25 protein-coding genes, 1 tRNA gene and 1 pseudogene are annotated in these 20975 nt (G+C 71.8%); 9 read left to right on the top strand and 18 right to left on the bottom strand.

Annotated features, from left to right (window positions below; all coding sequences use genetic code 11):
• Nucleotides 1-15: 15 nt before the first annotated feature.
• Nucleotides 16-315 (bottom strand): DUF1905 domain-containing protein, encoded by a 300-nt coding sequence (locus HNR19_RS05630; RefSeq protein WP_179667009.1) that lies wholly within the window; start codon nucleotides 313-315, stop codon nucleotides 16-18.
• A 135-nt stretch (nucleotides 316-450) separates the two neighbouring features.
• Between HNR19_RS05630 and HNR19_RS05625 the strand changes: the two genes are divergently transcribed.
• Nucleotides 451-1182 (top strand): SDR family NAD(P)-dependent oxidoreductase, encoded by a 732-nt coding sequence (locus tag HNR19_RS05625; protein WP_179667008.1) that lies wholly within the window; start codon nucleotides 451-453, stop codon nucleotides 1180-1182.
• On the opposite strand, the gene HNR19_RS05620 is transcribed toward HNR19_RS05625, so the two are convergent.
• Nucleotides 1151-2086 (bottom strand): LysR family transcriptional regulator, encoded by a 936-nt coding sequence (locus HNR19_RS05620; RefSeq protein WP_179667007.1) that lies wholly within the window; start codon nucleotides 2084-2086, stop codon nucleotides 1151-1153. The two genes, HNR19_RS05625 and HNR19_RS05620, sit on opposite strands and share 32 nt — an antisense overlap.
• Before the next feature lie 12 nt (nucleotides 2087-2098).
• On the opposite strand from HNR19_RS05620, the pseudogene HNR19_RS22590 reads away from it, so the two are divergent.
• Nucleotides 2099-3013: pseudogene (locus HNR19_RS22590) on the top strand (DMT family transporter); the annotation flags it as partial.
• A 135-nt stretch (nucleotides 3014-3148) separates the two neighbouring features.
• On the opposite strand, the gene HNR19_RS22585 reads toward HNR19_RS22590, so the two are convergent.
• Nucleotides 3149-3763, bottom strand: a complete 615-nt coding sequence (locus HNR19_RS22585; protein WP_179667006.1) for a DNA alkylation repair protein — start codon at nucleotides 3761-3763, stop codon at nucleotides 3149-3151.
• Between the two features lie 166 nt (nucleotides 3764-3929).
• On the opposite strand from HNR19_RS22585, the gene HNR19_RS05605 reads away from it, so the two are divergent.
• The 3 genes from HNR19_RS05605 to HNR19_RS05595 all read left to right on the top strand — a co-directional run bounded on the left by HNR19_RS05605 (nucleotide 3930) and on the right by HNR19_RS05595 (nucleotide 7540).
• Entirely contained in the window at nucleotides 3930-4703 is a 774-nt protein-coding gene (locus tag HNR19_RS05605) for a CPBP family intramembrane glutamic endopeptidase (RefSeq protein ID WP_179667005.1), read from the top strand.
• 142 nt (nucleotides 4704-4845) lie between these two features.
• Nucleotides 4846-6171, top strand: a complete 1326-nt coding sequence (locus HNR19_RS05600) for an HNH endonuclease signature motif containing protein (RefSeq protein WP_179667004.1) — start codon at nucleotides 4846-4848, stop codon at nucleotides 6169-6171.
• A gap of 121 nt (nucleotides 6172-6292) precedes the next feature.
• Nucleotides 6293-7540, top strand: a complete 1248-nt coding sequence (locus HNR19_RS05595; protein WP_179667003.1) for a hypothetical protein — start codon at nucleotides 6293-6295, stop codon at nucleotides 7538-7540.
• Here HNR19_RS05595 and HNR19_RS05590 read toward each other — a convergent pair.
• From HNR19_RS05590 to HNR19_RS05565, 7 genes are read right to left on the bottom strand one after another with little or no spacing between them, the layout of a single operon-like run.
• Nucleotides 7531-7860 carry a GroES family chaperonin gene (locus tag HNR19_RS05590; protein WP_179667002.1) on the bottom strand — a complete coding sequence of 110 codons (330 nt, stop codon included), beginning with the start codon at nucleotides 7858-7860 and terminating at the stop codon, nucleotides 7531-7533. The two genes, HNR19_RS05595 and HNR19_RS05590, sit on opposite strands and share 10 nt — an antisense overlap.
• A gap of 14 nt (nucleotides 7861-7874) precedes the next feature.
• The gene (locus HNR19_RS05585; RefSeq protein ID WP_179667001.1) at nucleotides 7875-8123 is read right to left on the bottom strand and encodes a DUF3618 domain-containing protein; all 249 of its coding nucleotides are present in this window, start codon (nucleotides 8121-8123) and stop codon (nucleotides 7875-7877) included.
• A 9-nt stretch (nucleotides 8124-8132) separates the two neighbouring features.
• The gene (locus HNR19_RS05580) at nucleotides 8133-9359 is read right to left on the bottom strand and encodes an MFS transporter (protein WP_179667000.1); all 1227 of its coding nucleotides are present in this window, start codon (nucleotides 9357-9359) and stop codon (nucleotides 8133-8135) included.
• 40 nt (nucleotides 9360-9399) lie between these two features.
• Entirely contained in the window at nucleotides 9400-10179 is a 780-nt protein-coding gene (locus HNR19_RS05575) for an ATP-binding cassette domain-containing protein (protein WP_179666999.1), read from the bottom strand.
• Nucleotides 10176-10844, bottom strand: coding sequence for a cobalt ECF transporter T component CbiQ (cbiQ, locus tag HNR19_RS05570; RefSeq protein WP_179666998.1), 669 nt, complete (start codon nucleotides 10842-10844; stop codon nucleotides 10176-10178). The genes HNR19_RS05575 and cbiQ overlap by 4 nt, the downstream gene beginning before the upstream one ends.
• A 1-nt stretch (nucleotide 10845) precedes the next feature.
• Nucleotides 10846-11166: a PDGLE domain-containing protein gene (locus HNR19_RS22295; protein WP_218910159.1), complete on the bottom strand. Its 321-nt coding sequence runs from the start codon at nucleotides 11164-11166 to the stop codon at nucleotides 10846-10848.
• Nucleotides 11163-11855 carry an energy-coupling factor ABC transporter permease gene (locus HNR19_RS05565; RefSeq protein ID WP_218910158.1) on the bottom strand — a complete coding sequence of 231 codons (693 nt, stop codon included), beginning with the start codon at nucleotides 11853-11855 and terminating at the stop codon, nucleotides 11163-11165. The genes HNR19_RS22295 and HNR19_RS05565 overlap by 4 nt, the downstream gene beginning before the upstream one ends.
• Nucleotides 11856-11937: 82 nt before the next feature.
• Between HNR19_RS05565 and bcp the strand changes: the two genes are divergently transcribed.
• Both bcp and HNR19_RS05555 read left to right on the top strand, forming a co-directional pair.
• Entirely contained in the window at nucleotides 11938-12426 is a 489-nt protein-coding gene (bcp, locus tag HNR19_RS05560) for a thioredoxin-dependent thiol peroxidase (protein WP_179666997.1), read from the top strand.
• A gap of 22 nt (nucleotides 12427-12448) precedes the next feature.
• Nucleotides 12449-12521: transfer RNA gene (locus HNR19_RS05555), tRNA-Leu, on the top strand.
• A gap of 1 nt (nucleotide 12522) precedes the next feature.
• Here the strand turns inward: HNR19_RS05555 and HNR19_RS05550 are convergent.
• The 8 genes from HNR19_RS05550 to HNR19_RS05515 all read right to left on the bottom strand — a co-directional run bounded on the left by HNR19_RS05550 (nucleotide 12523) and on the right by HNR19_RS05515 (nucleotide 19021).
• The gene (locus HNR19_RS05550) at nucleotides 12523-13395 is read right to left on the bottom strand and encodes a DUF6910 family protein (RefSeq protein ID WP_179666996.1); all 873 of its coding nucleotides are present in this window, start codon (nucleotides 13393-13395) and stop codon (nucleotides 12523-12525) included.
• A 17-nt stretch (nucleotides 13396-13412) separates the two neighbouring features.
• Entirely contained in the window at nucleotides 13413-14027 is a 615-nt protein-coding gene (gene rdgB / locus HNR19_RS05545; protein WP_343047066.1) for an RdgB/HAM1 family non-canonical purine NTP pyrophosphatase, read from the bottom strand.
• Nucleotides 14024-14731 carry a ribonuclease PH gene (gene rph / locus HNR19_RS05540; RefSeq protein WP_179666994.1) on the bottom strand — a complete coding sequence of 236 codons (708 nt, stop codon included), beginning with the start codon at nucleotides 14729-14731 and terminating at the stop codon, nucleotides 14024-14026. The genes rdgB and rph overlap by 4 nt, the downstream gene beginning before the upstream one ends.
• Nucleotides 14728-15528: a GDSL-type esterase/lipase family protein gene (locus HNR19_RS05535; RefSeq protein ID WP_179666993.1), complete on the bottom strand. Its 801-nt coding sequence runs from the start codon at nucleotides 15526-15528 to the stop codon at nucleotides 14728-14730. Before HNR19_RS05535 ends, rph begins: the two co-directional genes overlap by 4 nt.
• An 81-nt stretch (nucleotides 15529-15609) precedes the next feature.
• Nucleotides 15610-16410 carry an ABC transporter permease gene (locus HNR19_RS05530; protein WP_179666992.1) on the bottom strand — a complete coding sequence of 267 codons (801 nt, stop codon included), beginning with the start codon at nucleotides 16408-16410 and terminating at the stop codon, nucleotides 15610-15612.
• On the bottom strand, nucleotides 16407-17297 hold the full coding sequence (locus HNR19_RS05525; RefSeq protein ID WP_179666991.1) for an ABC transporter ATP-binding protein: 891 nt from the start codon (nucleotides 17295-17297) through the stop codon (nucleotides 16407-16409). The genes HNR19_RS05530 and HNR19_RS05525 overlap by 4 nt, the downstream gene beginning before the upstream one ends.
• A gap of 63 nt (nucleotides 17298-17360) precedes the next feature.
• Nucleotides 17361-18134, bottom strand: a complete 774-nt coding sequence (locus HNR19_RS05520) for an ABC transporter permease (protein ID WP_179666990.1) — start codon at nucleotides 18132-18134, stop codon at nucleotides 17361-17363.
• On the bottom strand, nucleotides 18131-19021 hold the full coding sequence (locus HNR19_RS05515; RefSeq protein ID WP_179666989.1) for an ABC transporter ATP-binding protein: 891 nt from the start codon (nucleotides 19019-19021) through the stop codon (nucleotides 18131-18133). The genes HNR19_RS05520 and HNR19_RS05515 overlap by 4 nt, the downstream gene beginning before the upstream one ends.
• A 129-nt stretch (nucleotides 19022-19150) precedes the next feature.
• On the opposite strand from HNR19_RS05515, the gene HNR19_RS05510 reads away from it, so the two are divergent.
• Nucleotides 19151-20323 carry a sensor histidine kinase gene (locus HNR19_RS05510; RefSeq protein ID WP_343047065.1) on the top strand — a complete coding sequence of 391 codons (1173 nt, stop codon included), beginning with the start codon at nucleotides 19151-19153 and terminating at the stop codon, nucleotides 20321-20323.
• Nucleotides 20320-20973 carry a response regulator gene (locus tag HNR19_RS05505; protein ID WP_179666988.1) on the top strand — a complete coding sequence of 218 codons (654 nt, stop codon included), beginning with the start codon at nucleotides 20320-20322 and terminating at the stop codon, nucleotides 20971-20973. The genes HNR19_RS05510 and HNR19_RS05505 overlap by 4 nt, the downstream gene beginning before the upstream one ends.
• Nucleotides 20974-20975 lie beyond the last annotated feature (2 nt).

Raw genomic sequence — 20975 nt, 5'->3', positions numbered from 1 at the left:
CAAACCCTAGTGCGGTCAGGAGATCCGCTCCTCCAGGCGGACCTCTACGGTGTCGCCGACCTGCTTGCCGATGCGGTCGCGGACCTTCGCGGCGACCGGCAGCATGTGGGTGCCGTCGCCGAGGGCCATGAACGAGGTGGTGAACGGCTCGCCGTCGATGGTGCCGCGGACCTTCACCCGGCCGCGGGTGCCGAAATAGGTGACCGACTCGGGCCACTTCACGCAGGTCCACGCGTCCTCGCTGCCCGTGCTCCTGCAGAGCTGCTCGGTGAAGGTGACGTCCAGCCGGCCGGGGCCGTGGGGTTCGTTGCTCATGACAGGTGGACCCGGCGCCGGTCGGCGATTCATCGCCCCGCGACGCGTCGTCTGATTCCCGCCAGCATCCGCGGGCCCCATCCCGTGGGATGGAGGTGCCGCCGGAGGGGCGGCACGACACCTGAGGAGAAGAACATGAAGATCGCGCTCGTGACCGGCGGCAACCGCGGGATCGGCCTGGCCACTGCCCGTCGACTCGCTCGCGACTGCGGCCAGGTCATCATAACCGCGCGCGACGCGGCGGCCGGCGAGGACGCGGCAGACCGCCTGCAGCGGGAGGGCCACCACGTCACCAGCCTGACGATGGACGTCACCGACGAGACCTCGGTCAAGATCGCGGCCGGGATCGTCGAGGAGAGGTACGGCCACCTCGACGTGCTCGTGAACAACGCGGGGATCCTGCCGGAGGCGACGAACGCCGAGCCCGCCGAGGCCGTCGACCTCGAGATGTTCCGGCGGACGTTCGACACCAACCTGTTCGGCGCGGTCGCGGTGCTCGAGGCGTTCCTGCCGCTGCTCCGGCACAGCGAGGCCGGACGGATCGTCAACATCAGCACGACGATGGGGTCGCTGACCGACCAGACCGACCCGCGGTCGCCGTACTTCTCGCTCGTGGTGCCGGCCTACCAGTCCTCGAAGGCGGCGCTCAACAACGTGACCATCGCGCTCGCCAAGCAGCTGGCCGACACCCCGATCAAGGTGACGTCGGTGTGCCCGGGCTTCGTGCGGACCGGCCTGGCGCCGGCGGCGCAGGACGCGCCGCTCGCTCCGGAGGACGCCGCCGAGGTCGTCCACCGCGCGGCGACGCTGCCCGCGGACGCGGCGTCGGGGACGTTCATCGACGCCGACGGCGTGGTCCCGTGGTGATCCGGGTCGCCTGATTCCGGATCGCGCCCAGCACCGCGTCGAGGGCGGGCGCGTGGGCTCGGTCGCCCGTGATGGCGACGAGCCGGCGCCCGACCTCGGCGCGGGCGACGTCGCGGATCGCCAGCGCCGGGTCGTCCGGCGGGAGCACCAGCGCCGGCAGCAGCGCGACCGCGCCGGCGGACCGGACGAGCGCGAGCTGGACGTCGGCGTCGTTGGACCTGTGCCGCACGTCGGGGTCGAACCCTCCCGCCGAGCGGCACGTGGCGAGCACCAGGGCGTGATGACCGGTGGTGGCCGCGGAGGCGACCCACACGTCGTCGCGCAGGTCCGCGACGTCGACCGTCGTGGCGGTCGCCAGACGATGGCCGGCGGGGAGCACCAGCTTCAGCGGCTCGTCGAGGATCGTCTCGTAGTGCAGTCCCGGCGGCCGGGGGCGTGGGTGGCCCGAGTACTCGTCGCTGATCGAGAGGTGCAGCGTGCCGAGCCGCAGCTCCGGGAGCGCCTCCTCGAGCTCGAGCTCGGTCAGCTCCAGCCGGACGCCCGGATGGGTCTCCTGGAGCTCGGTGAGGACCGGGATCAGCAGGTGGCGGGTCGCTGACTGGAGGCCGCCCGCGCGCACCGTCCCGCGCACGTCGCCGGTCAGGGACTCGAGGTCGGTCTGGGCGGCTTCGGCGGCCGCGAGCATCGTGGCCGCGTGGGCCGCGAGGAGCCTGCCGGCGTCGGTCAGGCGGACGCCGCGCCCGGCCTTCTCCAGCAGCCGCGCGCCGACCTCCTTCTCCAGCAGGGCGAGCTGCTGCGACACCGCGGACGGGGTGTAGCCGAGCGAGGCGGCGACAGCAGCCAGCGTCCCGCGCTCCTCGAGCTCGTGGAGCATGCGGAGACGACGGAGGCCGTGCAGAACCATGTAGAGATCCTAATGAATCAGGCATGTGAATCATCGCTTTATTTGATCGCTCTGTCCGGTCACGCTGGTGACGTGGGTTTCGCACTGGTCCTGCTCTCGGCCGCCTGCTTCGGCGCGATGGCCGTCTTCGGCAAGCTCGCCTACGCCGAGGGCGTCTCGCCGCAGGCGCTGGTGCTGCTGCGGTTCGTCGCGGCCGCGATGCTGCTCGCGGCGCTGTCGGGGGTCCTGGCGGGTCGCCGCAGCCGGCCGGTGATGGCCGGGGTGGCACCCGGCAACCGCGTGCGGCTCGTCGTGACGGCGCTCGCGCTGGGCGCGCTGGGTTATGCAACCCAGGCGTCGCTGTACTTCTCAGCCCTGGAGCGGGTCGACGCCGCCCTGGTCGCCCTGGTGCTCTACACCTACCCGGTGCTGGTGACGCTGGCCGCGGCCGCGCTCGGCCGCGACCGGCTGACGCCGGCCCGGATCGGCGCCCTGGGCCTCGCGACCGGCGGCACGCTGCTGGTCCTGGTCGGCAGCGGCCCGCTCGGCTTCGACACGGTCGGGGTCGCCCTGGCGTTCGGGGCGGCGCTCACCTACACCGTCTACATCCTGGTCGCCGACGACACGGTCCGGCACGTGCCGCCACTGACGCTCACGACGCTGGTGATGATCGGCGCGGCTTGCGCTCTCGCCGTACGCGCTGGGGTGACGGGTGGCGTCGAGCTCGAGACCTCCCTGGCCGGTTGGTTCTGGATCGCCTGCATCGCGATGGTCTCGACGGTGGTCGCCTCGACGGCGTTCTTCGCCGGGCTCCACCTGACCGGGCCGACGAGCGCCTCGATCCTCTCGACCTTCGAGCCGGTGGCTACCGCCGTCCTCGCGAGCATGGTGCTGGGCGAGCACCTGACTCCGCTGCAGGTGTGCGGCGGCTCGTTCGTGCTCGCGTCGGCAGTGCTGGTGCAGGTGCGGTGGAGGCGTGCTCGCCGCGCTCGCACCCACGGGCGTGAGCGTGTCTCACCCGAAAGCGAGACTCGACGAGCACGCAACAGGGAGGTACCCCGTGGCGACGAAAGGACGCAGTCGTCACAGCCTGCGTCGCGCCAGCCGCGCGGCTGGTCGTGGCATGTGGCTCTCGTGCTCCGCCAGGAACGTGAGCAGCTGGGGGCGCATCCGCTCCCCGGCGTGGGCCAGGAAGATCCCGACGGGCTTGTGCACGAGCGGGTCGGCGTCGGCATGCAGCGTGGCCGCGAGCTCGAAACCGGCGAGGACGTCGGCATCGGTGCCATGCCTCACGAACCACAGCGGCGCCGTCATCGCCGTACGCCGGCGTAGTGGGTCGGGCGAGGCCGCGAGATCGTGCAGCAGGTCGTAGGGACCTCCTGCCACGCAGGATCCGACCACCCACGGCGCTGCACGGTCGACCATGTCCCACGCGTCGATCGAGTCGTGATGGCGCAGGTAGGCGTCACGGAGCGCGACATCGCCCGGACGAGCGCGGGCCTGGAAGTCGAGGATGCAGAACGCTGCCATCCGGGCGGCGTACGGCGGCTCGGCCATGAGCTTGTCGACCTCGTCGAGCGGGAGGTCACGGGCCGTCTTCGCGGTGTCGAAGAGGTCGCGCATCCGACGAGGACCCTCGCCGAGCAGCCCGAGGTCCTCCAACGCCGTCATGACCTCGGCGGCGGTCCAGTCACCCATGCCCGGACAGACTCGGGTTGGGGCGTTTCCTCATCGCACTTTCCGCGGCGCGGTGGAGCGCTTCGCCCCGGCGGCGGCATGGGCCCTCACAGTCGGACGACGGTCGTCGCGTCATGGGCAGACTGGTCTGCCACACTCGGGACGCCGACGACCGGAGGGGCGAAGCATGACCGAGGCAACCGCGGACCCCGGCCTGAACCGCTTTGGGCGCTTGGTCGAGCGCGACGACAAGCAGGACTTCCCCTTCTACAACGACCAGCCGGTAGCGATCTCGGGGTCGAGCTGGGTAGCGGTTGTGGTCGCTTGTGCCGCGGGTTTCGCCGTCCTCGCCTCGGTGGGGTTCACTGACGAGCGCGCTGAACTGATCCCTCGGGTCCTGTTCCTCGCCATGCCAGCGGCCGTCTTCGTCTGGGTCGCGCGCGGGCACTGGCGCGTCCTCTTCAAGTCCGTGCGAGCCTCCGACCTCGGAGCCATGGTCGCGTTCTGGATCATCAACCTGGCTGTGAGCGCCCTCGCCGCCTTGCTCGTCTCCGGCGGCGACTTCAATCACCTCAGCGCCAACACCGCCACCGACGACCTCGCGGACGCTGGTGCAGCGCAGATCATCGCCTTCTACGTCGGCACCGGCCTTCAGCTCCTTGGCGAAGAGGTCTTCACGATCCTTCCCTTTCTCGGGCTCCTGTGGTTCCTCACCCAGCGCGGCGCGTCCCGCAAGAAGAGCATCCTCATCGCCTGGCTCGCCACCGCCATCTGGTTTGGTGCCGCCCATCTACCCACCTACGACTGGAACTTCGCGCAAGCCATTCTGGTCATCGGCGCCGCTCGACTCGTTCTCACGCTCGCCTTCATCCGAACGAAGAATCTTTGGGTCAGCTTCGGCGCGCACGTCCTCAACGACTGGACGACCTTCACTCTCGCTCTGATCGCAGCGACCCGCTAGAGAAACCCGGAGCGTTCGCTGCTCGGCATGATCGGGCGGGCTGGGCCACGAAGCACCGGCGCCGCGGTGGACGACGAAACTCATCCACAGACCGGTTCGCTCACCAGTTCGGTTGTCGGCTCTTGGTGATGGAATGGGTGTCATGACGGTGACCGCACTCCCCCAAGCCGACCGGGGCAAGGAGCTCCTCGGGGCGCTGGGTGGTGCGCGGTCTGCGGTGACCGAGGCGTTGGACGTGCCGTTGGAGTCGCTGACCGATCGGCAGGTGGAAGAGGCGGTCACCGAGGCCGCGGCGTTGGAGTCCCAGGCCCAGGCGGTCCGGCTGCGGCTCGCTGCGGAGGCCGAGCGCCGCACCGTCGAGGCCACCGATGCCTCGACCGGCACCGATGCCTGGCTCTCCAAGCTGACCGGCGACCGTCGCGAGCAGCTCAAGGGCGGACTGCTGCTCGCGCGGCTGCTGCAGGAGCGCTACGGCCAGACCCTGACTGCGCTCAACGAGGGTCGCATCCGCCTCGAGCAGGCCAGGATCATCGTCGCCTGCCTGGAGGTCACCGCCGACCAGGTCCTCGAGGCCAACCCGACGTTGCTCACCCAGGCCGAGGAGCTGCTGATCGGCAAGGCCAACGGCATCGGCAACAAGTCCGGCATCCCGATGCCCCCGGTCCGGTTGCGCCGAGAAGCACGGCGCATCTACGCCACCTTGGACACCGAGACCCACCTGGCCCACCTCAAGGCCTCGGTACGTCGCGCGGAGTCGCGGGCCAGGACCAACACGTGGCTCACCATGACCGACATCGACGCCGACACCACCGCCGGCAGGTTCCAGATCCCCAAGCGCCACGGCGCCTGGCTGCGCAGCGTCCTGGAGGCCCTCTCGGCCCCGCGGCGTTACGGACGCGACAAGGCCGGCAACGAGGTCACCGACGACAGCGCCGAGAACCTCGGCTACTACGACATCCTCGGCCTCGCGCTGTGCGAGCTGATCGAGCACCTGCCGAAGGACCACCTGCCCCGCGGCGGCACCACGATGCTGGTCCACCTCCAGCTCGCCGACCTCACCGCCGCGCTTGCCGACGCCGGGTGCGCCACCACCGACGGACTGGTCGACATCTCCGCTGCCGAGGCCCGCCGGATGGCGTGCGAGGCCGGCATCGTGCCGGTCGTCCTCGGCTCCGGTTCCGCGCCGCTCGACCTCGGTCGCACGACCCGACTCCACACCGACAAGCAACGCCAGGCCCTGTCGGTCGTCTACGACTCCTGCGCCATCGCGGGCTGCGAGCGGCCCTTCGCCTGGTGCGAGATCCACCACCTCAGACCCTGGGCCCGCGGCGGCGGCACCGACCTCGACAACGCCATCCCCGTCTGCTGGCACCACCACCGCGCGGCCGAAGACCCCGACTACGAGCTGGTCAGGCACTCGGCGACCGAGTGGATGTTCAAGCGACTCCGGGCGCGGCGCCTGCGCTAGAAGCACTCGACCCGAAGACACCCTCCCGCCGAGACCGCGACGCTGCGACTATGTCGCCATGCGCATGTCGTTCTCGGGGCCGCGGCCCGCAACAGCCCTGGTCGCACTAGCGACCGCTATCGTGCCGCTGGCACCGAGAGCCGCCGACGCCGCGGACCCGGCACCGGTGACGCCTGAGGGTGTCCACGCCGTCGCGGCTGACCAGGCCACGGACGGCGAGGGCGACACCGCCTACGCGTACGTCGCGGACGCGTGGTTCAACCTCCGCATCCGGCGGAGCGGAGGGGCGCTGTCGCCGGTCCTTCCGCTCGCACCGGTCGAGCAGCCGTGGTCCTCCTTCGAGGTCGCGGTCGACCGTGACGGCGACGGTGTGGCCATCTGGGACCAGCGGATCGAGGAGGAGGCGCGGGCGTCGGTCTTCGCGCGGCGCTTCACGGCCGACGGGGAGCTCGGCCCGGTGGTGATGCTGACCCCGGACGACCATTGGGTGGCCGACGCGGAGGTCGCGCTGCGACCCGCCGGTGGCGCCGCGGTCGTCACGTGGAACCGGATCACCGGTGAGGGATACGTCCCTTACGTCCGCACCTTGCGCGGCAGGACGACCCTGGGCCCCGTGCAGAAGGTCGGCCGGGGCCCCGACGCGGACGCCCCGCTGATCGCGATGCATCGCGACGGGCGCGCGACCCTCGTGTGGACGAACTCCGGGGTCAGGGCCCGACGGCTCGAGCTGGACGGCACGCTGTCGCCGTCCCGCGTCGTGCGAGCGCCGGCGACCACCGACGAAGATCTGCAGGTGACGGACCTCGGCATCGACCGGCGGGGCGCGATCACGGCGGCGTGCGAGCGGTACACCCGGGAGCGCACCGACGGCATCCCACCGGTGGTGCTGCACCACCGGGCATGCGTCCTGCGGATCTCGCCACGGCTCGCACTTCTGGGACGGGTCCGCGACCTCTCCCCCGAAGGAGTCGTCATCGACTGGGTCCAGGTCGGCGTGGCTCCGGGCGGTGCCGCGGTCGTGGCCTGGCAGAAGAACTACCGGGCCGGCGTGTGGGCGGTCGCGGTGCGGGCCGACGGCACGCTCGGCGAGCGGGCGCGGGTCTCCAACGGCGCCATCGGCGACATCGCGCTGACCAGTGACGGCGACGGCGTCGTGACGTCCCAGGGCACGACCGATGCAGGCGCGTGGCGGATCCGCGCCACCCTGGTGCGCGACGGCAACCTCGGGCGCACCCGGGTCATCGGCCGGGAGGCCCAGGCAACCGAGTACCTGCGGGCCGCCCTTGCTCCGGGTGGTCGGTACGCCGTGTCGTGGAACGACTACGTGCCGACGTCCCGCACCTGGGTCGCCACCGGGGCCTACAGGTAGAGCCCGGCCGCTTCCTCGCCCAGCCGCTCGGCGGCGACGGCGTGGATGTCGCGCTCGCGCATGACGACGTAGGTCTCGCCCTGCACCTCGACCTCGGCCTTGTCCTCGGGGTCGTAGAGCACCCGGTCACCGGCCTCGACGGCGCGGGCGTGCGGGCCGACGGCGACGACACGCGACCAGGCAAGACGTCGGGCGCCCATCGCCGCGGTCGCGGGGATCACGATGCCGCCCGACGAGCGGCGCTCGCCGGCGTCGCTGTCGGTCTCGCAGAGGATCCGGTCGTGGAGCATCCGGATCGGGGTCTTGTCCGACCCGTCCATCTTCGACACCTGGGTCAGCGGAAGATCTTGCGGAGCACGACGAACGTCGCGACCACGCCGACGACGGCGCCGACGGTCTTCACGATGTTGTCGGTGCGCGGCTGGCCCGACTCGGGGTCGACGTAGACCGCCTTGATCTGGGCGACCTCGCGACTCACGATCGTCTTCGGGTGCGAGCGGTAGAGCAGCTGGTCGATCGTGCCGGCGAGGCGCTCGCGGGTCTCTTCGATCTCGCGCTCGATGTCGGAGGGCTGATTGCTCACCCCGGCAGGCTACCAACTGGTACCGGGGCCCTCTGCGGCGGCGACCGGTAGCCGGCGAACCCGCTCCCGGGCGACCACGAACGCGGCGATCCCGGCCACCGCTCCCACGGCGAACGGCGCCCGCGGTCCGGCCAGGTCCGCGACCTGCGCGGCGATGGGACCGCCAGCCGCCAGGCCACCCAGAAGTACGACGGACAGGGTCGCCATCACCCTGCCGGTCTTGTCCGGCTCCGCGGTCTGCAGCGCGGCGAGCACCGCCGCGATCAGGATCGACCAGGAGAAGCCCACGCCCGCCATGGCCAGGACGGCCACGGGCACAGTCGGAGCGGCGACGATCGCGGCCGACGCCGCGGCCATGCCGAGGCACGCGCGCGGCACGGTGGCCGGCCCGGGCTCGCCGCGGGCGGCGGCGACGGCGGCGCCCAGCAGGCTGCCGGTCGTGGCGGAGGTGAAGGCGGTCCCGAGCAGCGATGCCCCACCGTGCAGCGTCTCGCGGACGAAGATCGGGACCGAAACCTGCACGGAGAACGCGAACGTCGCGATCACGGCCAGCGCGAGCAGCGGGGTCCGGAGGGTTGGCGTCCGCCACACGTACCGCAGTCCCTCGCGCACCTGGCCGGGCGCCCGCGCCAGCTGCGGCGACGGCGACACCCGGATCGTCCAGAGCAGCAGTACGTCGACGAGGAAGGTCGCTGCGTTGACGGCGAACGCGACGGCGGGGTCGAGGGCGCCCGTGAGGGCCGCGCCGACCGCCGAGCCTGCCGTCATCCCGAGCAGCATCGCCACCCCGGTCAGGGCACCGGCGCTCGCCGAGAGCTCCCGCGGCACCAGCATGGGGACCAGCGCTCGCCGGGCCGGGGTGTCGAGCGCGTTCAGCAGGCCCCAGACGGTCGCGAGGACGTAGATCAGCGGCAGGTCCAGAGCACCCGAGGCGGACGCGACGGCGTACGCGATCCCCACACCGCCGAGGCCCGCCTCGGCGGCGATCAGCATCCGCTTGCGGTCGTGCCGGTCGACCAGCACCCCGAACCACGGGCCGAGCAGCAGGCTCGGCGCGAACTGGAGCGCGACGACCCACCCGAGCGCGTGCGGGTCGCGCTCGACGACGACCCACGACAGGGCGACGACCTGCGCCCACGACCCGGTGACCGACGGCAGCTGGCCGACCAGGTAGCGCCGGAACGCCGGCACCTTCAGCGCCGCGACCGCGGGATTGTCGACCCTGGGCTCGCTCATGCCCGGAGGGCGTTCCGCCCGCCCGGAACGATGTTCCCCGTCAGGCGATGGGGCCCGCGTCCTCGCTCACGGCCATCGCCCGCGGGTCGAACCCCCACGGGAGCTCGAGCCGGTGCGCGGCCATCAGCTCAGAGTCGGTGAGCACGTCGTACGTCGCTCCGTCCGCCACCACCCGGCCCTCGCTGAGCACGACCGAGCGCGGGCAGAGCTCCAGCGCGTAGGGCAGGTCGTGGGTCACCATCAGCAGCGTCACGTCGAGGCCGCGGAGGATGTCGGCGAGCTCGCGCCGGGAGGCCGGGTCGAGGTTGGAGGACGGCTCGTCGAGCACGAGGATCTCCGGCTCCATCGCGAGCACCGTGGCGACGGCGACCCGGCGCCGCTGGCCGAAGGAGAGGTGGTGCGGCGGCCGGTCGGCGAAGTCGGCCATGCCGACGAGGTCGAGGGCGAGCATGACGCGGTCCTCGAGCGCCTGTCCCTTCAGTCCGAGGTTCGCGGGACCGAACGCGACGTCGGCGCGGACCGAGCCCATGAACAGCTGGTCGTCGGGGTCCTGGAAGACGATGCCGACGCGGCGCCGTACCTCCAGCAGGTGCTCCTTGGTGATCGGCAGGCCGCTCACCGTCACGGACCCGGCACCGTGCCCGGTGGCGGCGGAGAGGATGCCGTTGAGGTGCAGCACCAGGGTCGTCTTGCCCGCTCCGTTGGGGCCGAGCAGCGCGACCCGCTCCCCTGCGTGCACGTGGAGGTCGACACCGGAGAGCGCCTGGTGGCCGTCGGGATAGGCGTAGGAAAGGCCCTGGACGTCGAGGACGGGAGTCACTGCGGCAGTCTCCCGTCATAGCCGCGGGCCAGCATCGCCAGGTGCACCCGCTCGCCGCGCTCGTAGGAGCGCACGAACAGCGCGCCGAGCGTGCGCGCGAGGGCCGGCCAGTGGCGGGGCGAGCGCGGGTCGGCGCCGCGCGACCGCATCGCGGTCAGCATCCGGCCGAGGTCGGCGGCAACCACGTCGAGGTAGCGCACCATGAACGTCATGATCTGCACGATCAGGTCGGGCAGCCGCAGCCGCTGGAGGCCGCGGACCACGTCGGTCGGCTCCGTCGTCGCGGCCAGGGTCAGCGACGCGAGGACGCCGAGCGTGCCCTTGGCTGCCAGTCCCCACGCGGCGAGCAGCCCCGACTCGGAGAGCCCGATGCCGAGGAAGTCGACCTCCGGCCCCCGCGCCACGAACGGCATCATCGCGGCGAACACGAGGAACGGGACCTCGATCACCGTGCGCTTGAGCACGTAGCCGATCGGCACTCGGCTGGCGAGGATGACGCCGAGCACGAGCAGGAGGTAGCCGCCGAACGCGGGATACCACTCCCGCGGCGTCGCCACCACGCTGATGACGAACGCGAGCAGGACCAGGATCTTCAGGTGCGCCGGGGCACGGTGGACGACGCTGTGGCCGTGGTAGTGCAGGCGGTGCCCGTGCCCGGCTCCCACCTCAGTCGCTCTTGCTGGCCACGTCGAGGCCGGAACCACGGCGCCGTACGGCGTACGCCAGCCCGCCCGCGAGCACCAGCACGATGAGCACGCCGGCGACTCCCGCCAGGCCGCCGCCGAGCCGCTCGTCGTCGACGCCCTTGGTGCCGTAGTCGGCGAACGGGCTGTCGGAGGTGGGGCTGTCCTCGGCGCTACCGATGAAGCCGGTCTTCTCCGCGACGTACTCGAGGCCGTCGGGGTGGGCGCTGGCGTAGTAGCTGCCGACGCCCGCGATCAGCAGCGTGACGACGAGCGCAGCGATCCAGAAGGTGCGCTTGCTCATGCGACCATGCCCTCGGCGGCCGGCGCGGCGAGGGGCGCGCGAGCGAGCTTCCGGGCGCCGTAGACCAGGTCCGGTCGCGACGCGACGACGGCGCTGACGACCAGCCCGGTCACCGCGGCCTCACCGACGCCGATGACCGTGTGCCACCCCAGCATCGCGCTGAGCACCGCGCTCATCGAAACGTCGGCGGTGCCGCCGATCGCAAAGAGGCCCGTGAAGACCGCCGCTGCAACCGGGACGGAGGCGAAGGCCCCCACCGCCGCGGCGACCGGCACCGCCGAGGTGCGCTTGGGCAGCACGACCTGGGCGGCGCGGAAGACGGCGTACCCGACGAAGCAGCCGACCAGCGCCATCAGCGTGATGTTGGTGCCGAGCGCGGTGATGCCGCCGTCGGCCATGAAGAGCGACTGGACGAGCAGCACCACGCTGATGCAGAGCGCCCCCGTCCACGGCCCGACGAGCACGGCGGCCAGTGCGCCGCCGAGGAGGTGACCGCTCGTGCCGGCGCCGACCGGGAAGTTCATCATCTGCCCGGCGAACACGAACGCAGCGACGAGTCCCGCCATCGGGGCCGTCCGGTCGTCGAGCTCGTTGCGCGCCTTGCGCAGCGCGACGGCCACGCCCGCGACGGCGACCGCGCCGGTCGCCACCGAGGTCGGCGCATCGAGGAATCCGTCAGGCACGTGCATGCGGTGTCTCCGGCGTGTAGTTGGATGGTCGGGACGTCATCACCTTATTGCATGCCATTTGCAATAACCACCAGGAGGCACCATGACCGAGGCCAGCCGGCTCAGCGTCGGGGACGCGGCGCCCGACTTCGCCCTGCACGACGACACGGACAACGAGGTCAGCCTCTCCGCCCTGCTGAAGGAGGGCGAGAAGGTGATCGTGTACTTCTACCCCGCCGCGATGACGCCGGGCTGCACGAAGCAGGCCTGCGACTTCACCGACTCCCTCGACGCGCTCCAGGCCGCGGGCTACACGGTCGTCGGCGTCTCCAAGGACAAGCCGGCCAAGCTCGCGAAGTTCCGCGAGCGCGACGGGCTCACGATCACGCTGCTGTCCGACCCGGAGCTCGCGGCGCACAAGGCGTACGGCGCCTACGGCGAGAAGAAGCTCTACGGCAAGGTCGTCGAGGGCGTGATCCGCTCGACGTTCGTCGTCGGCGCCGACGGCAAGGTCGAGGTCGCGCAGTACAACGTGAAGGCGACCGGCCACGTGGCCAAGCTGCGCCGGGACCTGGGCCTGGCCACCGCCTGAACCCACCTAGACTCGGGCAGGCGCGCTCGTAGTCCAACGGCAGAGACAGCGGCTTTAGGTGCCGTCCAGTGTGAGTTCGAATCTCACCGAGCGCACTCAGGCGGACACGCCGAGCGTCAACGCCAGCGACGGCACGGCCGGGTCGTCGACGTCGACGACGGCGAGCAGCCGCACGGCGGCCTCCGATGTGTCGAGCAGCATCAGCCCCTCGACCTTCGCCACGCTCCCCCGCACCGTCGGCAGCGGGGCGGCGTCGACCACCACGTCCGACTCGATCCGTACGAGCGCGGACCCGACGACCGGGCCGTCGTCGCGCGGGTTGGGGCTGTCCTCGGCCGCGGCACTCACGAGAATCGCGCCGTCGGACAAGGCGACCGCGTCGGTCATCGCGAGGCCGACGCCGTCGACCTCGCCGAGGTCGTAGGTCCGCGGCCCGCTCACCGCTCCGGTCGCCGGGTCGAGGTCGACGCTTCCCGACGGGAACCCGGCCGACGGCATCCCTCGGTGGAACCACCGCACGGCGTCGCCGACCACGCAGGCGCCCTCCATGTTGAGGACGTCGGGCGGCACGCCCAGCGCGGAGGCCGCGGCGCCGTACGCCTGCGCCATCTCGGCCACCTCGACCACGGGCTCGCCGTCGACGAGCCGCAGCCACGACCACCGCATCCGGGCGGGCGACGAGCCCGAGCCCAGCATCAGCAGCGCGTCTCCGCCGGGCAGCAAGCAGGCCGCCTCCAGGTCGGGCTTGAGGTGCTTGGTGCCCGACGCCTCCTCGAACTGGTCGAGCCCGGCGACCGGAGGCAGCAGCCGTACGGCGCGCGCGGTCCCGCCGCGGTACCACGCGCCGTGCGTCGCGTCGTCCTGGACGACGACGAATCCGTCGCCGAGCGGCGCCACCGCCGACGCGGCCCGCACCGGAGAGCCGTCGGGGAACCGCAGCTCCTCGACCGCCTCCAGCTGGATGTCCACGGCGCCTCCGGCGGTGCCTAGCCGCGCAGCAGCGCAGCCACCTGCGGAGCGATCACCCGCAGCGCCTTGCCGCGGTGGGAGATCGCGTCCTTGTCGGCGATCGACAGCTCGGCGGTGGTCACCCCGGGCCGGTCGTCGGCCTCGAACAGCACGTCGTAGCCGAAGCCGCCGCTCCCCCGCACCTCGCGGATCACGCGGCCATCCATCCGGCCCTCGACGACCAGCTCCCGGCCGTCGGTGAGGACGAGGGCGACGGCACACATGAAGTACGCCGTCCGCCGCTCGTCGGGCACGTCGGCCAGCTGCGCGAGCAGCAGCTCGTTGTTGCGGTCGTCGCTCTTGGGAGGACCGGACCATCGTGCCGAGAGCACGCCGGGCATTCCGTTGAGGGCGTCGACGCACAGGCCGCTGTCGTCGGCGAGCGTCGGCAGACCGGCCGCCGCCACGCCGGCACGCGCCTTGAGCAGCGCGTTGCCCTCGAACGTCGGCTGGTCCTCGACCGGCTCGTCGTAGGGCTCGACGTCGTCGAGACCGAGCACGGTGACCCCGTCGAGGTGCTCCTCGAGGATCCGCTGCATCTCGGCGAGCTTCTTGGCGTTGCGCGACGCCACCAGCACCCGGGGCCCGGTCACGCGCCCAACGCCTCCTGCTGGAGGCGGGTCAGGTCGGCGCATCCCTTCTCGGCGAGCGACAGCAGCGCGTCGAGCTCGGCCCGGTCGAAGGCGGCGGCCTCGGCGGTGCCCTGCACCTCGACGTACTTGCCCTCGCCCGTCATCACGACGTTCATGTCGGTCTCGGCGCGCACGTCCTCGACGTAGGGCAGGTCGAGCCGCGGGACGCCGTCGATGATGCCGACGCTGATCGCGGCCACGGACCCGGTCAGCGCCTTCTCGACGCCGAGGTGCCGGCACGCGTCGGCGAGGGCGACGTAGGCGCCGGTGATCGCGGCGGTGCGGGTGCCGCCGTCGGCCTGGAGCACGTCGCAGTCGAGCTGGATCGTGTTCTCACCGAGGGCCTTGTAGTCGATCACGGCGCGCAGCGCCCGGCCGATCAGCCGGCTGATCTCGTGGGTGCGGCCGCCGATCCGGCCCTTCACCGACTCACGGTCCGAGCGGGTGTTGGTCGACGCGGGCAGCATCGCGTACTCCGCGGTCACCCAGCCCAGGCCCGAGCCCTTCCGCCAGCGCGGCACGCCCTCGGAGGCCGAGGCGGCACACAGGACCCGGGTCTTGCCGAACTCGATGAGCACCGAGCCCGCGGGGTGGTCCAGCCAGTTGCGGGTGATCTTGATCGGGCGGAGCTCGTCGTCCGCCCGGCCGTCCTCGCGAGAAGTCATGCGAGCACGGTAACGGCCTTCCGCGCCGCCCACGGCCCCAGGTCGCGTGCCCGCCGACCGATCCACGGCGCGCCCTCGTTGACCATCCACGCCATGTCGCGCCGCCAGCTCGGCGGGAAGCCGCCGGCGGGCTCGAGACAGGGCAGCGTGAAGTCGTAGCCTTCGTCGCGCAGCAGCTCGCCGAACGCCCGCGCGAGCGCGCGATGACCGGCCTCCGAGGGGTGGAAGCGGTCGATCGACCAGGACGCGCGCTGGAACAGCTCGGGCCGCCCGGCGAGGTCGAGGCGGAGGCCGCCGTACTGGTCGTGGAGCTCGTCGTACGCCGCGTTGAGCACGTCGATGCGGGCTGTCAGCGCCCGCCGCAGGAAGCGCGGGAGCCCCAGCACTTCGCCGTGGTCGTGGAACCGCACCGTCACCAAGGTGGCGCCGATCGCGTGGAGCGACCCGGCGACGTGGTGCAGGTCGTCGCGCACCCGGACCGGGTCCCACGTCGACCGCAGCGTGTCGTTCACGCCCACCAACAGGGAGGCGATGTCGGGCCGGTGCGCCACGGCGTCGGCGAGCTGCTCTTCGCGCACCACCGCGGTGGTGGCGCCGGAGATCGCCAGGTTGCAGAAGGAGACGTCGTACGACGTCGCGAGCGCGTCGGCGAGCAGCTTGGCCCAGCCCCGCCACGAGCCGCGCTGGCGGTTGACCGCCCGGCCGTGCTCGTCGGGGACGGGATCGCCGATGCCGACCGTGGTGCTGTCGCCGAGGGCGGCGAATCGCAGGTATCGGTTGCCGTGCTGGCTGGTCACGTACCCACACGTTGGCGGGTCGCGGTACGTGCAACCCGCCGGCGGGTGACGTGTCCCGCAACCTTGGGTGACGTGCGGGCGCTACTTCACCTCGGTGCGGAGGATCCGGACGATGCCGAGCACCAGCGGAACCACCATCCAGACCGTGCCCGACACCACGAACTTGCCGATCTCCTCCCCCGTGTCCATCTCCCACTCGATCAGCGGGAACGTGGCGACGCGGAAGTTGATCCACTCGAGCACGTCGGCGAGCGTGTCGTCGATGGCGCCGAGGCCGGCCAGCACGGCGGGCAGCAGGTACCAGTAGCCGAAGTAGATGACGATGGCCGCCGGGGTGTTGAGCAGGAGCGCGGCGAGCGCGAACCCGATCAGCATGTTGCAGAGCTGGATGATCGTGAAGCCGATGAAGAACTCCTTCTCGACCTCCCACTCCGTCAGCTCCGGCTGGACGGCCTCGCAGATGCCGGTCAGCAGGACGGCCAGCAGGCACATGAACGCGAGCGTCACGAGCGCGAGGAGCACCGACACGACCAACTTCGCCAGCACCACCCGGATCCGGCGCGGCTCCAGCGAGAAGCTGACCATCGCACCGCGCTGTGTCCACTCGCTGGTCACCAGCATGATCGCGAGCACCGGCAGCAGGATCGAGGTCAGGAAGCTGGCGGTGACCGCGAAGTCCTCGTAGAAGATCGGCGTCTCCTGGACCAGGGTGGCGACCAGGATGAAGCCCTCGACGAGGGCGACGAGGGACCCGATCGTCACCAGCAGCCAGAAGCCGGCGCGGGTGTCGTAGGACTTTCGCAGCTCGACGAGGACGAGTCGCCAGAACGGGACCGGCGCGGTGCCGGAGACGTCGAGGGTGGGGGCGGCGGGGGCGGTCATCGGGCTGCCACCGCAGTCAGCTCCAGGAACAGGTCTTCAAGGCCGGCGGCGCCGGACCGGAGGTCGGTGAGTACGACGCCCGCGGCCAGCGCGGCGCGCCCGACGACCTCCGTCGTGGCGTGGACCCGGAGTCCCTCGCCGGCCGGCTCGACGAGGACGCCGTTGCGGGCGAGCTCGGTGCCGAGCGCTGGGTTGTCGAGCGAGGTGACCAGGGTGGTGGCCGCGCCGGCCGCGTCCGCGAGCAGCGCCCGCTTGTCGCCCTGCGCGACGATCCGGCCGTTGCCGATGAGGATCATCTCGTCGGCGATCTGCTCGACCTCGTGCAACAGGTGGCTGGAGAGCAGCACCGTGCCGCCCCGGTCGGCGTACCCCTTCAGCAGGCCGCGCATCCACCGGATGCCGGCCGGGTCGAGACCGTTGGCCGGCTCGTCGAGGATCAGCACCGACGGGTCCCCGAGCAGCGCGTGCGCGATCCCGAGCCGCTGCTTCATCCCCAGCGAGTAGTTGCGCAGCCGGCGCCGCGACTCCGCGTCGGTCAGGCCGACGAGCGAGAGCATCTCGTCGACCCGCTTCCTCGGGAGGCCCATCGTCTGGGCGCCGATGCTGAGGATCTCCCGCCCGGTCCGGCCGGCGTGCTGCGCCGAGGCGTCGAGCAGGACCCCGACGTGGCGGCCCGGGTTGGGGATGTCGTGGTAGCGCCGGCCGCCGATCGTGACCTGCCCCCGCGTCGGCGGCGTCAGCCCGACCATCACCCGCATCGAGGTGCTCTTCCCGGCCCCGTTCGGGCCGAGGAAGCCGGTGACGCGCCCCGGATGGGCCACGAAGCTGACGTCGTCGACGGCGGTGAAGGTGCCGTAGGCCTTGGTGAGGCGATCGACCGTGATCATGGGGGCAAGCCTGCCCGATCCACCGCGCCGAAACAGGGAGCGAAGTGTGGAGATCCTGTGCAGCTACTTGAGCTCGGCGCGCAGGATCCGGAACCAGCCGGCCACGAACGGCAGCACGATCCAGATCAGCGAGGTCACGCCGAGCTGGGCGTACATCTCGCCGGTCAGGTCGGTCGCGCCCTCGAACAGCGGCGTCTGCGCAGTGCCGAGGTCGATCCACGGTGCAGCGTCCTCGAGCGCGGAGACGAGGCTGAACACGATTGACGAGGCGATCGGGAGCACGAAGAACGTGACGATCGCGGCGGGCGTGTTGAGCAGCAGCATGCCGTAGGCGAGGCCCTGCATGATCGTGATCAGCTGGAGCAGGAAGAACAGCAGCACCATCTCACCGCCCACGTCGTCCCACGCTCCCGGCGCCCCGGCTGCGACCGTGGCCAGGGTCCCGATGACGACGGCCGCGACGAACGCACCGGCGCCCCAGATCATGGCGCTCACGGTCTTCGCCGCGACGACCCGGCTGCGGGAGGGTTCGAGGGCGAACGTCACCATCGCGGTGCGCTGCGACCACTCGCTGGTGACGAGGAGGATGCCGAGGACCGGCAGCAGGAAGCCCTGCGGCGTGGCCGCGATGCCCATGAAGTTGCTGAACGTGCGCTCGTCCTCGGGAGCCGCGAAGAAGAAGATCGTCATCACGATCGCGGTGATCGCGATGATCGCGCCGAGCAGCCAGCGGCCGGCGCGGGTGTCGACGATCTTGCGGAGCTCGACGGCGACCAGCCGGTCGAACGGCGTGGCCGGGGTGCCGGTCACGTCCAGGGTGATGGTTGCGGCGGTCATCGCGAGGTCTCCTTGGTCAGCTCGATGAACAGGTCTTCCAGTCCGCCACTCGCGTCGCGGAGGTCGGTGAGCACCACACCGGCGGCGAGGGCCGCCTTGCCGACGACCACGGTCTCGGCCTGCACCCGCAGGCCCTGGCCGGCGGCCTCGACGTCGTGGCCGTCAGCGACCAGCTCGCGGGTGAGCGCGTCGTTGTCGAGCGAGGACACCAGGCTGGTGGCTGCCCCGGCCGCGCCGGCGAGGAGCGTCTCCTTGTCGCCCTGCGCGACGATCCGGCCGTTGCCGATGAGGATCATCTCGTCGGCGATGAGCTCGACCTCGTGCAACAGGTGGCTCGAGAGCAGCACGGTGCCGCCCCGGTCGGCGTACCCCTTCAGCAGGCCGCGCATCCACCGGATGCCGGCCGGGTCGAGGCCGTTGGCAGGCTCGTCCAGGATCAGCACCGACGGGTCCCCGAGCAGCGCGTGCGCGATCCCGAGCCGCTGCTTCATCCCCAGCGAGTAGTTGCGGAACCGGCGCTGCGCCTCGCCGTCGGTGAGTCCGACGAGGTGGAGCATCTCGTCGACCCGCTCCTTCGGGAGCCCCATCGTCTGCGCACCGATCGCGAGGATCTCCCGCCCGGTGCGGCCGCCGTGCTGGGCGCCCGCGTCGAGCAGCACGCCCACGTGGCGGCCCGGGTTGGGGATGTCGTGGTAATCCAGGCCGCCGATGGTCACGGAGCCCTTCGTCGGCGGGGTCAGGCCGACCATCACCCGCATGGTGGTGCTCTTCCCGGCGCCGTTCGGTCCGAGGAAGCCGGTGACGCGGCCCGGCCTGGCCACGAAGCTGACGTCGTCGACGGCCGTGTAGCCGCCGTAGACCTTGGTGAGGCGATCGACTGTGATCATGGCTCGAGCCTGCCGATGGCGGAGGCCCGGCACATCGGCCCGGGGCATGGAGCCGCAGCGACCAAAGTAGGGGTACGGCGCGACCACGGGCGCTGCCGACGGACCACCGGCAGGTCCTAGGCTCCCCAGGTGATCCCTGCCGAGCCTGCGACCGCGGCGGCGCCGTACCAGCCGCGCCTGACGTGGTGGAGCCACGTGTGGCGCGACTTCCTGTGCCTCCTGCTCGGGCTCTTCGTCTGGGCGCAGGTGATGGAGCAGCAGGCCGAGGGCGACCACCCGATCCTGTTCTGGGCGGACCTGGTGGTGGGCCTGCTCTGCTTCGTCGCGGTCCACTGGCGACGCCGGTGGCCGTTCGCGATCGCACTGGTGCTGACGCTGCTCACGCCGGTCACCTCGCTCGGCGCCGGACCGACCACGCTGGCCGTGGTGTCGGTCGCGACCTACCGGGTCCGCTGGCAGCTCGCGGTGCTGGGCGTGCTGAACCTGGTGGTGACCTGGGCCTATTACGTCGTGCAGCCCGTGCAGGACGAGGACCCCACCTGGATCGTGGCGTCGTTCACCGTCGTGCTCGTGGCGGGCATGCTCGCCTGGGGCATGTTCATCGGCTCGCGGCGCGAGCTGCTGTGGACGCTCCGCCAGCGGGCGGAGGCCGCCGAGGCCGAGCGGGACCTGCGGGCGGCGCAGGCCCGCGGCAACGAGCGCGCCCGGATCGCGCGGGAGATGCACGACGTGCTGGCCCACCGGATCTCGCAGATCTCCATGCATGCCGGAGCTCTGACCTATCGCGACGACCTCTCCGCGGACGAGATGCGCGCCAGTGCCGCGGTCATCCAGGAGAAGGCACACGAGGCGCTCGACGACCTGCGCGGCGTGCTCGGCGTGCTGCGCGACGAGCAGGGCGCGCGCGGCGCCGTCGTCCCGCAGCCGACGTACGCCGACCTCGGCGCGCTCGTCGACGACGCCCGCGCGGCAGGCGCCACCGTCGAGTACGAGGTCGCTGACCTCGACGGCCTGCCGGACCCCGTGGGGAGGACCGTCTACCGCATCGTGCAGGAAGGCATCACGAACGCGCGCAAGCACGCCCCGGCCGCCGCGGTGCGGATCCGGGTCACCGGGTCGATCGAGGACGGGGTCGAGGTCGTGGTGCGCAACGCACTGGGCTTCGGCCCGACGACCACCCCCGGCTCGGGCCTGGGCCTCGTCGGCCTCACCGAGCGTGCCGAGCTCGCCGGCGGCCGGCTGACCCACGGCACCGAGAACGGGTTCTTCGTGCTCCGGGCGTGGCTACCGTGGTCGCCGTGAGCACGATCCGCGTGGTGGCGGTCGACGACGACCCCCTCGTCCGGTCGGCGCTGTCGCTCATGCTGGGCGGGCAGCCGGACCTCGAGCTCGTCGGCGAGGCCGCCGACGGCGTGGCCGGCGTCGCGCTGGCGCGCGAGCTGCGGCCCGACGTCGTGCTGATGGACATCCGGATGCCGCGCCTCGACGGCCTGTCGGCGACCCGGGAGCTGCACTCGCGCCCCGACCCGCCGCACGTGATCGTGCTGACGACGTTCGACGCCGACGACCAGGTGGTCGGGGCGCTGGCCGCGGGGGCGGACGGCTTCCTGCTCAAGGACACCCCGCCCGCCGACATCGTCGCGGCGATCCGGCGGGTCGCCGACGGCGAGCCAATGCTGTCGCCGTCGGTCACCCGCACGCTGATCGACCGGGTCCGGGCCGGAGGCGAGGACCGCTCCGCCGAGGCGAAGACCCGGCTCGCGCGGTTGACCGACCGCGAGCTCGACGTCGCCCTCGCGGTCGGCCGCGGCCTCTCCAACGCCGAGATCGCGGGCGAGCTCCACCTCTCGGTGCCGACCGTGAAGGCGCACGTCTCGCGACTGTTCGACAAGCTCGGTGCGACCAACCGCGTGCAGATCGCCATCTGCGTCCACGACGCCGGGCTCGTGTGAGC

The organism is Nocardioides thalensis (genome assembly GCF_013410655.1).
Taxonomy (GTDB): domain Bacteria; phylum Actinomycetota; class Actinomycetes; order Propionibacteriales; family Nocardioidaceae; genus Nocardioides; species Nocardioides thalensis.
This window is presented reverse-complemented; position numbering and strand designations above follow the sequence as displayed.